Annotated in this window: 10 protein-coding genes; 2 read left to right on the top strand and 8 right to left on the bottom strand. The window is 61.3% G+C overall.

The window, feature by feature from the left end:
* A partial coding sequence (locus D8U60_RS11135; RefSeq protein WP_130900139.1) for a cupin domain-containing protein occupies positions 1-300 on the top strand: 300 nt, incomplete at its 5' end.
* 286 nt (positions 301-586) lie between these two features.
* Here the strand turns inward: D8U60_RS11135 and mmsB are convergent.
* Both mmsB and D8U60_RS11125 read right to left on the bottom strand, forming a co-directional pair.
* On the bottom strand, positions 587-1,474 hold the full coding sequence (gene mmsB, locus D8U60_RS11130) for a 3-hydroxyisobutyrate dehydrogenase (RefSeq protein WP_130900138.1): 888 nt from the start codon (positions 1,472-1,474) through the stop codon (positions 587-589).
* 10 nt (positions 1,475-1,484) lie between these two features.
* Entirely contained in the window at positions 1,485-3,011 is a 1,527-nt protein-coding gene (locus tag D8U60_RS11125) for a CoA-acylating methylmalonate-semialdehyde dehydrogenase (RefSeq protein ID WP_024011486.1), read from the bottom strand.
* Between the two features lie 149 nt (positions 3,012-3,160).
* On the opposite strand from D8U60_RS11125, the gene D8U60_RS11120 reads away from it, so the two are divergent.
* A complete protein-coding gene (locus tag D8U60_RS11120; protein WP_130900140.1) occupies positions 3,161-4,108 on the top strand; it encodes a LysR family transcriptional regulator in 948 nt (315 codons plus the stop codon).
* Here the strand turns inward: D8U60_RS11120 and D8U60_RS11115 are convergent.
* The 6 genes from D8U60_RS11115 to recC form a co-directional block, all read right to left on the bottom strand.
* On the bottom strand, positions 4,105-4,605 hold the full coding sequence (locus D8U60_RS11115; protein ID WP_016771800.1) for an OmpA family protein: 501 nt from the start codon (positions 4,603-4,605) through the stop codon (positions 4,105-4,107). The two genes, D8U60_RS11120 and D8U60_RS11115, sit on opposite strands and share 4 nt — an antisense overlap.
* A complete protein-coding gene (locus D8U60_RS11110) occupies positions 4,605-5,873 on the bottom strand; it encodes a diguanylate cyclase (RefSeq protein ID WP_110603516.1) in 1,269 nt (422 codons plus the stop codon). The genes D8U60_RS11115 and D8U60_RS11110 overlap by 1 nt, the downstream gene beginning before the upstream one ends.
* A complete protein-coding gene (locus tag D8U60_RS11105) occupies positions 5,870-6,439 on the bottom strand; it encodes a YfiR family protein (RefSeq protein WP_024011482.1) in 570 nt (189 codons plus the stop codon). Before D8U60_RS11105 ends, D8U60_RS11110 begins: the two co-directional genes overlap by 4 nt.
* Before the next feature lie 119 nt (positions 6,440-6,558).
* The gene (gene recD / locus D8U60_RS11100) at positions 6,559-8,667 is read right to left on the bottom strand and encodes an exodeoxyribonuclease V subunit alpha (RefSeq protein ID WP_130900137.1); all 2,109 of its coding nucleotides are present in this window, start codon (positions 8,665-8,667) and stop codon (positions 6,559-6,561) included.
* A complete protein-coding gene (gene recB / locus D8U60_RS11095) occupies positions 8,664-12,350 on the bottom strand; it encodes an exodeoxyribonuclease V subunit beta (protein ID WP_130900136.1) in 3,687 nt (1,228 codons plus the stop codon). Before recB ends, recD begins: the two co-directional genes overlap by 4 nt.
* Complete coding sequence (gene recC / locus D8U60_RS11090) at positions 12,347-15,799, bottom strand: exodeoxyribonuclease V subunit gamma (RefSeq protein WP_130900135.1); 3,453 nt, start codon at positions 15,797-15,799, stop codon at positions 12,347-12,349. The genes recB and recC overlap by 4 nt, the downstream gene beginning before the upstream one ends.
* Positions 15,800-15,946 lie beyond the last annotated feature (147 nt).

Below are 15,946 nucleotides of genomic sequence, written 5' to 3'. Positions count from 1 at the left end.
GTACTCGACGCCTGCAAATGGGAAAAACTCGAAGGCGACCCGCACACCGTCAACCTCAACGCCTACACCAGCGAAGACGGCAGCAAGATCATGGGCACCTGGATCTGCACACCGGGCAAGTGGCGCGTCGATTATGTGAAGTGGGAATACTGCCATTTCCAGGAAGGCTACTGCGTGATCACCCCGGACGGCATGGCGCCGATCCACCTGCGTGCTGGCGATATTTTCGTGGTTGAGCCGGGCATGAAAGGCACGTGGGAAGTGGTCGAGACCGTGCGCAAGTATTTCGTCTTCGCCTGATAAAGCAAAGATCGCAGCCTTCGGCAGCCCCTACAGGAACGCATTCCCATGTAGGAGCTGCCGAAGGCTGCGATCTTTTTCTTCCTGCACAAAAAAGCCGGGAAATCACCCGACGTGATTTCCCGGCAAATGTCCCGGCGTTGCTAAAACCTGTGGCAAGGGGATTTATCCCCGCTCGACTGCGCAGCAGTCGCAAACCCTGAGCACGCGGTTTGCCTGACACAATTCAGGGGGTGCTGCGCAACCCAACGGGGATGAATCCCCTCACCACAAGGGCTGATCGCGATTACTGCGGCTTGCGATAGCTGTTGATGATCGCCGAGAAGTCTTTCCCACCATCACCACGCTGACTCATCGCCTGATACAACTGCTGCGCCACCGCGCCGAGCACCACCGGTTGATGCGCCTGCCGCGCCGCTTCCGTCGCCAGCCCCAGATCCTTGAGCATCAGCTCCGCGCCGAAACCACCGGTATAACCGCGCGAGGCCGGCGCCGTTTCGACGATGCCCGGCCACGGGTTGTACATCTCCGAACTCCAGCAACGGCCGGTCGAGCTGTTGATGATCCCGGCCAACACGCCGGTGTCGATCCCCAGCGCATCGCCCAACGCCATCGCCTCACTGACGCCGACCATCGAAATCGCCAGCAGCAGGTTGTTGCAGATCTTGGCGATCTGGCCGGTGCCGACTTCACCGCAATGGACGATGTTGCGGCCCATTTGCCCCAGCACCGGTTGTAGAGTGGCGAACAGTTCCGGGGTAGCGCCGACCATGAAGGTCAGCGTTCCGGCGGTCGCGCCGCCAGTGCCGCCGGAGACCGGCGCATCGGCCATGGACACGCCTTGTTTGACGGCGGCCGCTGCGACGTCGCGGGCGGTCTGCGGATCGATAGTGCTGCAATCCACCGCCGGCACGCCTTGGCGAATGCCGGCGAGCACGCCCTCTTCACCCAGCCAGACGCTGCGCACATGCACAGCGGCCGGGAGCATGGTGATCACCAGTTCGGCATCTTCCGCCGCCTCGCGGGCCGAAGCGCGGATGGTGCCGCCCAGTTGCTCGAGTTCCGCCAGCACGGTTTTGTTCAGGTCGACCAGGTTCAGCGAGTGGCCGGCCTTGATCAGGTTACGCGCCATCGGCGCGCCCATGTTGCCCAGCCCGATAAATGCGATTTTCATGATCGAATCCTCAGCGCAGGTTGATGGTGGTGTTCACGCCGTCGTTGACGCTGTCGTCATCGAACCAGCGCGCCGTGACCGTTTTGGTCTGCGTGTAGAACTGCACCACTTGCTTGCCGTACGGGCCGAGGTCGCCGAGTTTCGAACCGCGCGAGCCGGTGAAGCTGAAGAACGGCACCGGTACCGGAATCGGGATGTTGATGCCGACCTGACCGACATCGATTTCAGTCTGGAACTTGCGCGCCGCCGCACCGCTCTGGGTGAACAGCCCTGTGCCGTTACCGAACGGGTTGGCGTTGACCAGCGCGATCGCCTGATCGAGGGTGTCGACTTCCAGCACCACCAGCACCGGGCCGAAGATTTCCTGGGTGTATATCTGCATGTCGGTGGTCACCCCGGAGAACAGGGTCGGGCCGACAAAATTGCCTTGTTCATAACCCGGCACGCTGATGTCGCGACCGTCCAGTTCAAGCTTGGCGCCTTCCTTGATGCCGCTTTCGATCAGTTCGAGGATCCGCGCCTTGGCCTTTTTCGAAATCACCGGGCCGACATCGGTGCCCGGCTCGCTGCCGGCGTTGACCTTGAGCTTCTGCGCCAGTGCTTTCAGGTCTGGCAGCCACTGTTTTGCGGCACCGACCAGCACCACCACCGAGGTGGCCATGCAGCGTTGCCCGGCGGCACCGAAACCGGCGCCGACCAAGGCGTTCAGCGCTTGTTCGCGATTGGCATCCGGCAGCACCACAGCGTGGTTTTTCGCGCCCATCATCGACTGCACGCGTTTGCCGTGTTTGCCGGCCAGGTCATAAACGTGGGTGCCGACAGCGGTCGAACCGACGAACGACACGGCTTTGATGTCCTTGTGCGTGCACAGGCCATCGACCACATCCTTGCCGCCATGAACCACGTTGAGCACGCCCGCCGGAACGCCAGCCTCAATGGCCAGTTCCACCAGCAGCATGGTCGACAGCGGATCCTGTTCCGAAGGCTTGAGCACGAAGGTGTTGCCGCACGCGATCGCCATCGGGAACATCCACAGCGGAATCATCGCCGGGAAGTTGAACGGCGTGATGCCGGCGCAGACGCCGATCGGCTGGCGCAGGGTGTAAGTGTCGACGCCGCCGGCGACGTTCTCGGCGAACTCGCCCATTTGCAGGGTGCCGATCGAGCACGCGTGCTCGACCACTTCCAGGCCACGGAAAATATCGCCTTCGGCATCAGCAATGGTCTTGCCCTGCTCGGCGCTGAGGACCACGGCGATGCGTTTGGAATGCTCACGGATCAGCGCTTGCAGCTTGAGCATGATGCGCATCCGCGCGCCGATCGGGGTCAGTTTCCAGGTCTGGAACGCGCGCTGGGCGGCGCTAACAGCGGCATCGACCTCAGCGGCGGTGGCGAACGGAACCTTGGCCAGCACTTGCTGGGTGGCCGGGTTGACGATGTCGTGCCACTCGGTGGTCTGCGACTCGACCCATTCGCCGTCGATCAGCAGTTTGACCTTTTGCAGCGTGGTGTCGTTAGGCGTAAGCGATGCGTTCATGCTGGTCTCCAGAACTTGTTTTTATCGTAGGAGCCAAGGCGAAAGGTTCGCCTTGAGATGAGGCGTGTGTCACGAATTGGTTGTCGGACTGTTTTTGGAGTATAGATGTGCAAACTTCTAATAAGAACGCACATATAAGCCCGACCATCATGCAAAAAAACATCACCTCGTTAGGCTCGCTGAACTGGGACGACCTGAAGTTTTTCCTTGAAGTCGCCCGCACCCGCAAGGCCAGCACCGCCGCCAAACGCCTGGCTGTCGACTACACCACGGTGTCGCGACGGATCAGCTCGCTGGAAGCGGCGCTGGGCACATTGCTGTTCGAAAAATCCCGCACCAGCGGCTTCGTCCTGACCACCGAAGGCCAGCGCTTGCTCGGTTATGCCGAGTCGATCGAAAGCACGTTGCACATGGCCTGCGAGCAAGTCTCGGGCTCGGGCGTTGCCCTGTCCGGGCACGTGCGCATGGGCTGCACCGAAGGCTTCGGCAGTTTCTTCATCACCCCGCAGTTGAGCCACTTCGTCGACGCCTACCCGGCAATCTCGGTGGACATCCTGCCGCTGCCGCACTTCATCAGCCTGTCCAAGCGCGAGGCCGACATCGTCATTGCCCTCGAGCGGCCGGAGCACGGGCCGTACGTCTGCTGCAAACTCTGCGACTACCGTTTGCAGCTGTACGCAACCCAGGACTATCTGGACAAACACCCACCGATCCGCCGCCCGGCCGACTTGAGCAAGCATCAATTCATCAGTTATGTGGACGACCTGGCGTTCAGCTCGGAGCTGCTCTACCTGGCCAACGTGCTGCCCGGCGCCAGCGCAAACTTGCGCAGCACCAGCGTGATTGCGCAATACGTCGCCGCGCAGCAGGGCCGCTCGCTGGCGATCCTGCCGTGCTTCCTCGCCGCGCAGGATCCACGATTGCTGCCGGTGCTGCCGGAGGAAATCGACATCACCCGGCAGTTCTGGATGTACTGCCGCGAGGATCTGCGCAAGTTGAAGCGGATTACGTTGTTGTGGGATTACATTCGTGAGGTGACTGAGCGCAATCAGGCGTTGTTGATGGGCGCGACGCGGGAGATGCGCTTTGCCGATTAATCGGCGCTGACCACAATCGACACCCGGCGATTTTCCGTGCGCCCCGCTGCGGTGTCGTTGGAAGCCACCGGTTCGCTGCTGCCCAGGCCTTGCAGCTGGATGTTTTCCGGCTTCATGCCGACCGTGCCGAGGACGTTGGCAACGCTCTTGGCCCGGCGCAGCGACAGTTGCTGATTGTAGGTTTCCTTGCCGGACGCATCGGTGTGGCCATCGACGCGCACCCGCTCGATCCCCACGCCGAGCAACGCCTTGCCGATGCGTTCGACGATTTCCGTGCTGGCTGCGTTCAGGCTTTCGACATCGCTACCAAACAGCACTTTGCCCGACAGGCCGAATTCCCAACCGTCGTCGGTCAATTCGAAACCCTGCTGTTTGAGCACGGCGACCTGCGCCGGTGTCAGGCCCTTTTGCGGGGCGGTCTGGCAACCGCTCAGGGTCAGCGCGGTGATCAGCAGCAATGCGGAAAACAGTCGAAAGGGAAGTGTGAACACGGGCATCAGCTCCTGGTGTGAACGGAATCGACCGGGCGCTCCGACCCGGCGGTGAATTGCGCGCCGCGCGACAGGCGCTTGGCCTGATACATCGCCGCGTCGGCTGCGTTGAGCAAGGCTCCCGGCGTGGCGCCATGATCGGGGTAAACGGCGATACCGATACTGAGCGAGGTCACTACACTGCTGTCGCCGGGCAGGGTGATCGGCATGTCCATGCTGGCGAGAATCTTGTCTGCGATGTGCTCAGCGTCTTCGACCGTGTGCAGCGGCGCGAGCAGCACAGCGAACTCGTCGCCGCCCAGCCGCGCGACCAGATCATCCTCGCGCAATTGCGCTCGCACTCGATTGGCGATCGCCACCAGCACGGCGTCGCCCGAGGCGTGGCCGAAGTTATCGTTGATGCCTTTGAAGCGGTCGCTGTCGAGAAACAGCACGGCGACCCGCTCATCGTGTTTTTTGCCGTTGCGCAAGGCGCGCATCAAGCGGCCTTCGAAAAACGCGCGGTTGGGCAAACCGGTGAGGCTGTCGTGGGTCGCTTGGTGAGCGAGAGTTTCGTTTTCGTTTTGCAGATGGGTTTGCCACGACTCGAGTTCGCCGAGCAAGGCATTGAAGTCGTTGCCCAGGTTATCCAGTTCAGCGATTTGCGCCGGCGGCACGCGCCGATCCAGCGCTCGTTCGCTACGGGCGGCGTGGGCAACGGCGGCGAGGCTGTGCAACGGGCCGATGATCGCGCGCAGCTGCCGCCGCGCCAGATAGAGCGCGACCCAGGCGCTGATCGCGGTGCACAGCACAATCCCGGCCAGGCCGCTGAGCAGGAAGCGCATCAGGCTGCCGCCGTGACCGATGAGCAGGACGCGACCGATTTCGCGGTCCTGATGCTCGATCGGCAGGCTGACCGGTTTTTCCAGAATGGCGCGGGTGATCTGCATTTCCAGCTCGGAGAACAAGCCGGTTTCGGCGCGCTGCCATTGCGCGATCAATTGGCCTTGCGCGTCCAGCACTCGGGCATCTGCCACTTCCTCGGTGGAAGCGATGATCGCCAGCGCTTCGGTTGCCGCCGCTTTGTCATTGAACACGACGGCCGCTTCGACGGTGTAGCTGATCGACCGGGCGATCAAGTGCAGGTTGTGATCGGCATATACCCGCAGCGCGAGCACGCCCAGCAAGGTCAGCGAAACACTGGCCATTGCCACCGCCACCAGCGCGACAATCAAATGCCCACGGCCGATGACCGAGCCCAGGGTCGGGCGAGCCTTCCAACTGAACAGCTTCATGGCGCTGCCGCTTTGCGACGGGACAACTGCAACACGCTGGGGTGTATGCGCACACCACTGCGAGCCACGGAGTCGAGATTGACCTCGAACGACACTTGCTCATCGCCAACGCGCAGGCAGAACAGACTGCCGACGGTGCATTGATCGTCCGCTTCGCTGATGCTCAGCACCGGGTGCCCGATCAACGATGCGAACAGGCGACTGCGTTCATCGGCGGTGAGCTTGCCGATGTACACCGCATCGCATTCGCTGACGATGCCCGGGTTGTCCGCCAGCAGACGCCGCACAGCCACCGGCCGGCCCGTGGCTTGAGTGGTGCCTTTGACCAGGTCATCGGTGTATTCGGTGGGGCCGACGATGCACAGGCGCAATTGCGCTGGTTCCACCGGCCAGCGTGCATAGCTGAGGATGCCAAGCACTACTTGCGTGACCGCTTTGGCTCGTTGCTCGGCCGGCCCGGTTTGCGCTTGGGCGATGGCGCTGCCCGTGAACAACCAGAGCAAAACGATCAGCAATGCGTGCTGGCAGGCCACCACACGCTGTGTCGCCCAGACGGCCACCTTCATGGAGGGATTCTCTTGGAGCGTAACGAAATGATGCCGCAACGATAGCACAGCGCCAGAACACCAGCGAGGCGCCTGCCTCTGACCGGTTGGTCAGTACTCGTTGTCGGTCATTCAGCGCTTCATCCCGGAGGCTCGGTGCCGTCTTCCAGTTCCAGCATCAGCCCGCTCAGACGCTTGACCTTGCGCAGCACCGCCTCTTCAAACACGCCGGCACGCGGCTCGATCAAGGTGAACCAGTGCCGGGCGCGAGTAATTCCGGTGTAGATCAGTTCTTTGGTCAGCACGGGGTTCAACGCATCCGGCAGGATCAGCGCCGTGTGGGCGAACTCCGAACCCTGGGACTTGTGCACCGTCATGGCGTACACGGTTTCGACATCATTGAGTCGACTCGGCAACACGAAGCGCACGCCGCCCTCTCCATCGTTACGCGGGAAGGCCACGCGCAGAACGGTTTTGCCGATCTCTGCGCCTTCACGCTCGGGCAGTTTCAGGGCGATACCGATGTCGCCGTTCATCAGGCCCAGACCATAGTCGTTACGAGTCATCAGCACCGGCCGACCTTCATACCACTGCTGATCGCTCTCGATCAGACGCGCCTTGAGCAACGCAGCGGTGATGCGCTGGTTCAGACCTTCAACTCCCCACGGCCCTTTGCGCACCGCGCACAGCAACTGGAACGTATCGAACGCCTGCAAGACTTCCCGCGCCCAATCGGTCCAGTCCACATGCTCAAGTGGCCGCGTCGATGATGGACGCTGATCGCGCAGTACGCTCAAGTAATGGCGATAACCTTGCGGACCGTTGCCGTGACCTTCGAGCAACAGGCGTTCGAGCTTCTGATCGCGTTCGCCTTTGAGCGGTAACGAATACACATCATCGTAGCTGCCGGCCGCGAGCAACTGTCGCGCCTCGTCGGCCAATTGCTGATTGACCCGGCGCGCAAGCTGACCGATGCCGCTGCCCTCGCCGAAACGGCGCGAGTGCCGCAGCATCACCACTTGCTGCGCGAGCGGATGGGTGCCGTCGCGGTCTTCATGCAAACCGCTGCCCTGCAACGACTCGCCACTGACCGACTCCAGCCATTGCCGCGTCTGCGGGCTGTACCAACCGCCCTCGGCGTCACGGCACAGATCGCCCAACACCGCACCGGCCTCTACCGAGGCCAGTTGATCCTTATCGCCCAGCAATACCAACCGCGCATGGGCCGGCATGGCGTCGAGGAGGTTGGCCATCATTTCCAGGTCGATCATCGAAGCTTCGTCGACCACCAGCACATCCAGCGGCAGGCGGTTGCCGGAATGGTGACGGAAATGCCGGGTGCCCGGTCGACTGCCGAGCAAACGGTGCACGGTGGTCACATCGCTGGGGATCGCCGCGCGCACCGCCTCGGCGACTTGCAGCGATTGCACTTGCTGACTGATCGACTCGGTCAAACGCGCAGCGGCCTTGCCGGTCGGGGCGGCCAGACGAATGCGCAGCGGATGGCCAGCCTCAACGGCCGGTGCCTGCAACAATGCGAGCAAGCGCACCACGGTAGTGGTTTTCCCCGTGCCCGGGCCGCCAGTGATGATGCTGAAGGCGCTGCGCGTAGCGAGAGCACAGGCGAGTTTTTGCCAATCGATGACAGCTGCAGATTCCGCGCCGCCGAACAATCCATTGAGGCGCTGCGGCAGGTCATCTGGCGTCGGCTCCTGTTGCATCAAGCGTTGGCGCAACGCTGCATCGATGCGGCGTTCGTAGGTCCAGTAACGGCGCAGGTACAGGCGTTTCGAGGACAGCACCAATGGACGTGTCTGCGCTGGTTCACTGGCATCGGCGGCCAGCGCGACCAGCGAGCTGCTTGCCAGCACTTTGCACCAATGGGCTCCATCGAGCGTTTCGAGCAATTGCGAGGGCAGCAACAACACACCGCCCTGCACATCGCCTTCGGGCGGCAATGACAGGGCAAAATCCGGCGCCTTGAGGGTTTCGAACAAATCCAGACACACATGACCATGGCCGAGCTGGTGACTGGTCAACGCCGCCGCCAGCAGCACCAACGGGTCGGTCTCGGGCTCGAGCTCATGCAGGAAAGCGACAAAGGCGCGGTCCAGCGCGCGCAGCCAACCGCGCTCGACCCAACGGCTCAGCAACAACAGCAAATCATTGGCGCGGGTCAGTGGCGAGAGTTTCGACAGGCTGTCCGCTTCCAGCGGCGTCGGCAGCAGATCGGCGAATGTGCGGCTCATAGCAGGACTCCCTGTTCCCAGGCGGGCTCGGACTTGGGTTCGGGTTTGCCCTGGAACATACGGTCGAGGCGTTCGATCAATTCCCGTGGCGGACGCACGAAGTACACGCCACGACTTTCGGCACGCGTACCGCGCAGAAACAGATACAGCGCCCCGCCGACATGGCGCTCGTAATCGTAATCCGCCAGCCGTGCCTTCAACTGGCGATGCAATGCCAGCAGATACAGCACGTATTGCAGGTCATAACGGTTGTCGAGGATCGACTGCTCCATTGCCTGCACCGTGTATGCCTGATCATCCACGCCGAGCCAATTGGATTTGTAATCGGCAACGTAATAGCGGCCAGCGTGCTCGAAGGTCAGGTCGATAAAGCCCTTGAACATGCCGTTGAGTTGCACCGGTTCTGCCGCAACACGAGCGACGCCATTGTGGGTGTGCTGGCGCACCTGTTCATCGAGCTTGAGCACGTCGACTTTGTGGCTGGCAAACCAGAACTCCATCTCGACGCGGTATTGCTTCAGTTGCTCAAGAACCACCGGCGGTTGCCCGCCCGCGATCGGCAACGGCGACTTGAGCAAATGCTGCAGCCAGTCAGTCAGCGTGGTAATCCAGCCTTGCCAGCCGCGCAGGTTGCAACGCCGGGCAATCGCATCTTCCAGCGCTGCGCGGGTAACCGAAAAACCTTCAGCACCCGCCCATTCGAGCAAGCCATGCAAAAACGTGCCGGGATTCGGTCCGCGAGGAAAACGGTGGATATCGGCGCCACCGCTGATGATTTCGCGGGGTGCGTCGGGATCGAGGCGCTCGTCGTCGAAGAGCTTTTGCGCCTGCGGACTGTCCGGTGCTTCATCGCTGCCGATGCTCATTATGTCGCTGATGCGCAAAGCGCTATAGGAAGCGATCCACCAGTTTTCACTGGCTTTGCGCTTGGGCCGTAGCGTCGCTCGCAGCACTGCTTCATTGCGCGGCGGCTGGTAATGCTCATCAGTGGGCTGAGGCATTTCACCGATGCCAATCGCCGCGCAGTCCTGCTGCAGATCCCGCAGCCAGCGATTCAATTCGCTGGACTCGCCCAAAGCGGCACCGCCCCCCAGCAAATAACCCAGCGCCGACAGGTGCAACACCGAGCTGTTGTTATTGCCGCGCTTGAGATCGGTGACGCCCAGCCAGCAGGCATGCTGCGCGCGCGTTAATGCGACATACAGAAGACGCAGATCTTCGGCCAGACGCTCATCGTCAGCCAGAGCGATCAACTCGGGAGTCGGCTTGAGGCTGATCTGCGCTTTGCCCGCAGCGTCGTGGTAATGCAGCGGCAAGCGGCTGCCATCCACCGGTTTCGCCGAGCAAATGAATGGCAGGAATACCAGCGGATATTCCAGCCCCTTGGATTTGTGGATGGTCACCACTTTGACCAGTTGCTCGTCGCTTTCCAGACGCAGAATCTGCTCTTCACCGGCCTGACCGGACAGTGCCAGCAGCTCGGCCAGATGGCGGATCAATGCTTGCTCGCCGTCCAGTTCAGCGGCGGCTTGCTGCATCAGTTCCGAGAGGTGCAAAAGGTTGGTCAGCACGCGCTCGCCGTCACTGCGCTGCATCAGGGTCTGCGGCAAATGGAAATCGTGAAGCAGGCGGCGCAACATCGGTAACACGCCCTGTTCGCGCCAGAGCTCGCGATAGCCGCGGAACTGCATGACCCGGGCTTCCCAGACCATTTCATCCTGGTTCAGGCGCTCCAGCTCGATCAGCGGCAGGTTAAGGGTGGTGCAGGCCAGCGCAGCCTTGAGCGAGCGTTCGACATCGGGTTCGGCGCAAGCCTTTAGCCACGCCAGCAGGTCGTGCGCCTCTTGCGCGGCGAACACCGAATCCTTGTCCGACAGATAAACACTGCGCACCCCTCTGGCAGCGAGTTCGGCGCGTACGGCCTGGGCCTCTTTACCGTCACGGACGAGGATCGCGATGTCCGAAGGACGCAGACCTCTGAAGTCATCTTCCTGAACGAAACCAGCACTGCCGGTCTGCCCGCCATTGAGCAGTGCGGTGATTTCACTGGCGCAGGCGGCGGCCATTTGCTGGCGATAGACCGCGCCGGACAGCGGCTGATCGCCAGACAATAGCCAGACATTCAGTGCCGCGACGTCTTGCCCGGCAATCCGCAGCGTTTCCTTGCGCCCCTGAGACTCGACCGGGAGGAACGGCACCGGGTTTTCGCCATTTCTTTCGCGAAACAAAAACGCGCCGCGTCCCTGCTCTCGGGACTCGGCGCGTTCGAATACGTGATTGACCGCTGTCACCATGCCGTGGCTGGAGCGGAAGTTGGTGCCTAGTGTATGCAAACGGCCGGTAGTGGCCTGACGTGCGCGCAGATAGGTGTAGATGTCGGCACCACGGAAGGCATAGATCGCCTGCTTGGGGTCGCCGATCAGGAACAGGCCGGTGTCAGGGTGATTGTCTTCGATGCGGTAGATGCTTTCGAAGATGCGGTATTGCACCGGATCGGTGTCCTGGAATTCGTCGATCAGCGCGACCGGGAACTGCTCGCGGATCAGCGTTGCCAGACGCTCGCCGCCCTCCGATTGCAGCGCGGCATCCAGACGCAACAGCATGTCGTCGAATCCCATTTCTGCACGGCGACGCTTCTCTTCTTCGAAGCGTGCACCGACCCACTTGGCAGCGTGTTGCAGAACAGCGGCATCGGGCGTCGGCAATGCGTCGAGGCTCGATTTGAGTGTGGACATGGCGTCCAGCCCCGGATGACTCGGGGCCTGGCCTTTCCAGGCCTCGGCCATGCCTTCGGGTGTCAGACGGGTGAAGCCGGTGCCAATGTCCAGTTGCTCAAGCGATTCGTCTGCGGCCCAGGTCTTGATCTTGTCGAACCAGGGCTCGAAATAACGCGCCTGCATCTTGCGGCCATCGACGGTTTTGCTGGCGACGCCTTCATGGCAGAGCGCGAGCAGTTCGTCTGCCCAATCACGCCAAGGCGCTTTCAGTTCGACCAATGCTGCTCGCCGCTCCAGCAAACATGCGGCGATCAGCTCCGCAGGCACCTTGCCTTCATCGGTGTCACGCTCGCTGGCGAACAAGCCACGTACGCGAGGCAACAACGCTGCGGGGCCACCCCAATTGCTGCGCACCCAGTTCAGCGCATCGCCCTGCATCGGATAACAGAACAGTCGCCAGTAATCGCGCAGCACCTCGCCAAGCAAATCGCTGTGATCGGTTTCCAGAGATTGCGTGAAGAGGCTGCCGCTGTCGAACGCATGCTCGCGCAGCATGCGCTGACACCAGCTGTGAATGGTCGAGACGGCGGCTTCGTCCATCCACTGCGCGGCGATATCGAGGCGGTTGGCACAGCCCGGCCATTGCTGCGGATCGAACTGATCGCGCAACTCGGCAATCAGTCCGTCGGGGGCAGTGATTTCATCGCGGAAGAATCGCGCGGCCTCAGCCAAGCGTGTCCGAATCCGTTCACGCAGCTCTTTGGTGGCAGCATCGGTAAACGTCACTACGAGGATCTGCGGCGGCAGCAGTTCGCGTGCGAAACCGCTTCTCTCGCCGCCATGACCGAGAATCAGCCGCAGATAAAGTGCCGAGATCGTAAAGGTTTTACCGGTGCCGGCGCTTGCTTCGATCAACTGGCTGCCGCGCAACGGGAAGGCCAGAGCCAACGGTGTTTTGGTACTCATGCGCGCGCACCTTCGCTGGACAAGGAACGCCACGGCGCTTCGAATAATGGGCGGTACAACGCGTCGCACCAGCCGGTGAAGGTTTCGTCTGCCAACAGTGCATCGAAATCGGGATATTGCCGGAGCAGTGCCGGGCTTTCACGCCGCTCGCCGTTGCTGGTCTGGCCGTCACCGTCATAGGCTTTTCGCGCAGCGGCTTCGGCTTTGACCGGGTCAGTTTGAGACAACCAGGCGAACGCGGTTTTTATCGCAATCGACAAGGGTTGGCGCATGCCTGATTGCCACGCAAGAAGCAGGTCACCGAGCAAACGCAACGCTCGGTCTCGCTCCATTGGCTCCAGCAACAACGTGTCGTCACTGGCGACCAATGCCGTGGTCAGCGCATGCTCGCTGGCGCAGGCGACCAGATGGGTAACCCACGATTTGGTCAGCCGATGCCACTTGCGAGTTTTGATCGAGCCGATGCTGTTGGGAATAGTGGTGACTGACAGTAGTCCGCCATCGGCGCGTTGATGCAGGTTTGCGAGCCAGCCCTCCAGCCGCGAACCCTGCAGGTCGAGACTGACCGGGATCGCACTGGTCAACGGCGTCGGCCATAACGTCAGCAACTGTTGATAACGCTGCAGAAGATCCGGTAGCGGTTCGATCAGTTCATGCTGTAGGCATTCGCCAAAACCGGCCATAGGCAGCAGACCACTGTTTTGCAGGCGCAGCGCCCGGGCTTGCAGCGCCTGATCGATATTGTCCGGCTGGCTGAGCGCGGCATCCAGCAAGCTGTCGCTGAGCGTGTAGCGCTGCAGCGCGTCGAGCACGAAAGGTTCTTCATCGGCCAACGGCGCTTGCGCGGACTCGAAATAGACCTTGAGACGCTGGGTGAAAAAATGCCGAACCGGATTACGCAGAAAATCCTGAAGCAATGCCAGCGTCAGCGGTTCCTCTTGAACATATGGCGCGAGTAACGGTGCTTCACTTTGCTGCGCTTTCTCTTGATGCAACACCTGCCACTCGCTGGCGTAGCTGAACAGTTGCTCGCCTTCGTGGAAATAGCGGGCGCTGAAAGGTTGCAGGGGATGTTCTTCGGTCAGCGCGTCTAACAGATCCTGGCTTGGGTCGATTGAATGCCAGCCGCTGGCGAGGTGATCGCGCAACTGGCCGATGAGCACCGAGGCAGGTCGTTCGCTGTTGTCACGGATGCTGCGACCGACCCAACTGATATAGAGCTGAGAGCGTGCGGACAACAGCGCTTCGAGTAACAGGTAGCGATCGTCTTCACGTCGTGAGCGATCCCCAGGTCGGTAATCGCTGCCCATCAGATCGAAGTCCAGCGGCGGCTGCGCGCGCGGATAATCGCCGTCGTTCATGCCCAGCAGACATACCAGCTTGAAAGGAATGGCACGCATCGGCATCAAGGTGCAGAAATTCACCGCACCGGCGAGGAATCGTTGCGACAAACGGCCCTGATCCAGCCCGGCGAGCCAGGCTTCGCGCACGACAGTCAGCGGCAGTTCGTCAGTCAGCCCGACCGCCTCGCAGGTCTCGAGCCAGGTTTCGCGAAGCTCTTCCAGTTGGGTCAGCAGGTAGTCGTCGTGCTCGTTGCTCGCCTGAAAGAACACCTGCATCAGCGCCTGCAAACGCAGCCCCCACTCTTTCGGTTGAGCCGGTTGCGTGAGTTGCCGATGAGCGATTTCCAGGGCATCCAGCAGAGCCACCAGTGGACCGATCAGGGCAGCATCAAGCCCACCAATTTCGTCGTAAGGCTCGATACCTGCACATGCGTCGGCACTGCCGACGGCGTAGCCCAGCAGCATTCGGCGCAGGCCGAAATGCCAGCTGTTCTGCTCCAGTTCCTCCGGCAAACCGAGACCGGCCCGTTGCTCGGCACTCATGCCCCAACGCACGCCGGCGCCTTCGATCCAGCGATGCAAAGTTGGCAGGTCGCGCTCCTCTACGCCAAAGCGAGCACGCAGAGCCGGGACATCGAGCAGGTCGAGGATCTCACTGACCGGGAAACGACTGTCCGGCAATTTGAGCAAATGTTCGACCGCGATTAGCAACGGATCACGTCCACGCTGGCCCTGGTCCGCCAAAGTAAAAGGAATGAAGCGCGGGTCAAAACGATCGAGCTGACCGAAAACCGCGCGGATATGCGGTGCATAGCTGTCGATATCCGGGACCATGACGATTACGTCGCGGGGGCGCAAGTCCGGGTCGGCACTGAAACGCGCCAGCAGTTGGTCGTGCAGGATCTCGACTTCACGCTGGGCACTGTGGGCGATGTGAAAACGTATTGAATGGTCTTGGGTTGCATCGACCGCTGGCCAGAGTTCGCGTGTCTCGTTGAGGGGACGTAACTCCAGAATGTCGTCCTGCAGCTGGTTAATCATGTTGTGGGGCTGGGCTTCGCTGAACAGGTCGATGCGGCCGTCACGAAAGGCTGCGCGGTAGCTGTTGGGGTCGTCGTAGCTGTCGAGCAGGTTGATATAGTCGCGACCTTGCTTGCCCCAAGCGGCCAGCAACGGATGTGCGTGCTGATGCAGGGTCTCGGCGTCAAGTACCACTGGCATCCCGCTTTTGCGTTGTTGCCGCTTGTATTGATGCCGCAGCAGATCCTTGTCGGCGACGATATCGGCCCAGTGATGGCGACAGGGGTTGTGTACGCAAAGTAGAACCTGACTGAAGCACGCCAGACCGGCGAGCGCTTCAAGTACCTGCGCGGGTAGCGAAGAAATACCAAAAACGATCACACGCGGTGGCAGTGAAGCCGGAGCCTCATCAAGGGTGTTGATGCGCTCCATGAAACGTTGATGGACGCCGGCACGACTCTGCGCCATGCCTTGTTCGCCGACGTCATCCAGCAGCGCTCGCCACAACTCGGCCTGCCAGCAACTGGTCGGTGGCAGAGGTTTGATTTCACCTCGCACATTGCGCAGTTGGTGGCGGCCTTCAGCCCAATCTTCCAGCCAGTCGGCCCGGTAGACCTGATATTGGTCAAACAGGTCGGCCAGACGCTCTGACAATTGATAGCGCTTGCGCAGATCGCTGTCGTGGGTGAGGAAGCGTTGCAGCGGCTCGAAATGGGCGCGGTCGATTACCTGTGGCAAGAGGCGCATCAGGCGCCAGGTCAGCGGAGCCTTATCGAGCAGGGATTTTGCCGGAATCTCTTCTCGTCCCAATACCATGCGATAGAGCTGCCACATGAAACTGCCGGGTAGTTGCACGTCAATCGCCGCAGCGATTCCGCAACCGCCAAGGTCGTCGTCTTCGGGATCCTCGGCCAATGCCAGTTTGAGCCATTGGGCGATGCCGTTGCTTTGTACCAAAGCGATTTCATTTTCCAAGGGTGCCAGTGGGTAACGCCGCATGATGCTGACCACAAGGCTGCGCAGCTCATCGAGACTGTTGCTCTGAACCACCATGAATGCAGCGTTGAGGGACTGGGCGTCCGACATATGGATTCCTTGGAAAATCGCTAAAGCCGAGGCAGAACCTTAGCATTGTCGGCCGGCTGTGACAGCCGGACGAGGTCTGCGAAGGCTGTAAGAACTTTCTCGCAGGCAAAACAAAACCCCAACTGCTTTCGCAATTGGGGTTTCGGA

Origin of the sequence: Pseudomonas sp. Sample_11 (assembly GCF_004307505.1) — a bacterium.
GTDB classification, from domain to species: domain Bacteria; phylum Pseudomonadota; class Gammaproteobacteria; order Pseudomonadales; family Pseudomonadaceae; genus Aquipseudomonas; species Aquipseudomonas atacamensis.
Note: the sequence above shows the minus strand (reverse complement) of the source record. Positions and strands in the feature narration are given on the sequence as shown.

Bases quoted from the DNA above. Each gene is read 5' to 3' on its own strand.
- mmsB (WP_130900138.1), bottom strand. From the start codon at position 1,474: ATGAAAATCGCATTTATCGGGCTGGGCAACATGGGCGCGCCGATGGCG.
- D8U60_RS11125 (WP_024011486.1), bottom strand. From the start codon at position 3,011: ATGAACGCATCGCTTACGCCTAACGACACCACGCTGCAAAAGGTCAAA.
- D8U60_RS11120 (WP_130900140.1), top strand. From the start codon at position 3,161: ATGCAAAAAAACATCACCTCGTTAGGCTCGCTGAACTGGGACGACCTG.
- D8U60_RS11115 (WP_016771800.1), bottom strand. From the start codon at position 4,605: ATGCCCGTGTTCACACTTCCCTTTCGACTGTTTTCCGCATTGCTGCTG.
- D8U60_RS11110 (WP_110603516.1), bottom strand. From the start codon at position 5,873: ATGAAGCTGTTCAGTTGGAAGGCTCGCCCGACCCTGGGCTCGGTCATC.
- D8U60_RS11105 (WP_024011482.1), bottom strand. From the start codon at position 6,439: ATGAAGGTGGCCGTCTGGGCGACACAGCGTGTGGTGGCCTGCCAGCAC.
- recD (WP_130900137.1), bottom strand. From the start codon at position 8,667: ATGAGCCGCACATTCGCCGATCTGCTGCCGACGCCGCTGGAAGCGGAC.
- recB (WP_130900136.1), bottom strand. From the start codon at position 12,350: ATGAGTACCAAAACACCGTTGGCTCTGGCCTTCCCGTTGCGCGGCAGC.
- recC (WP_130900135.1), bottom strand. From the start codon at position 15,799: ATGTCGGACGCCCAGTCCCTCAACGCTGCATTCATGGTGGTTCAGAGC.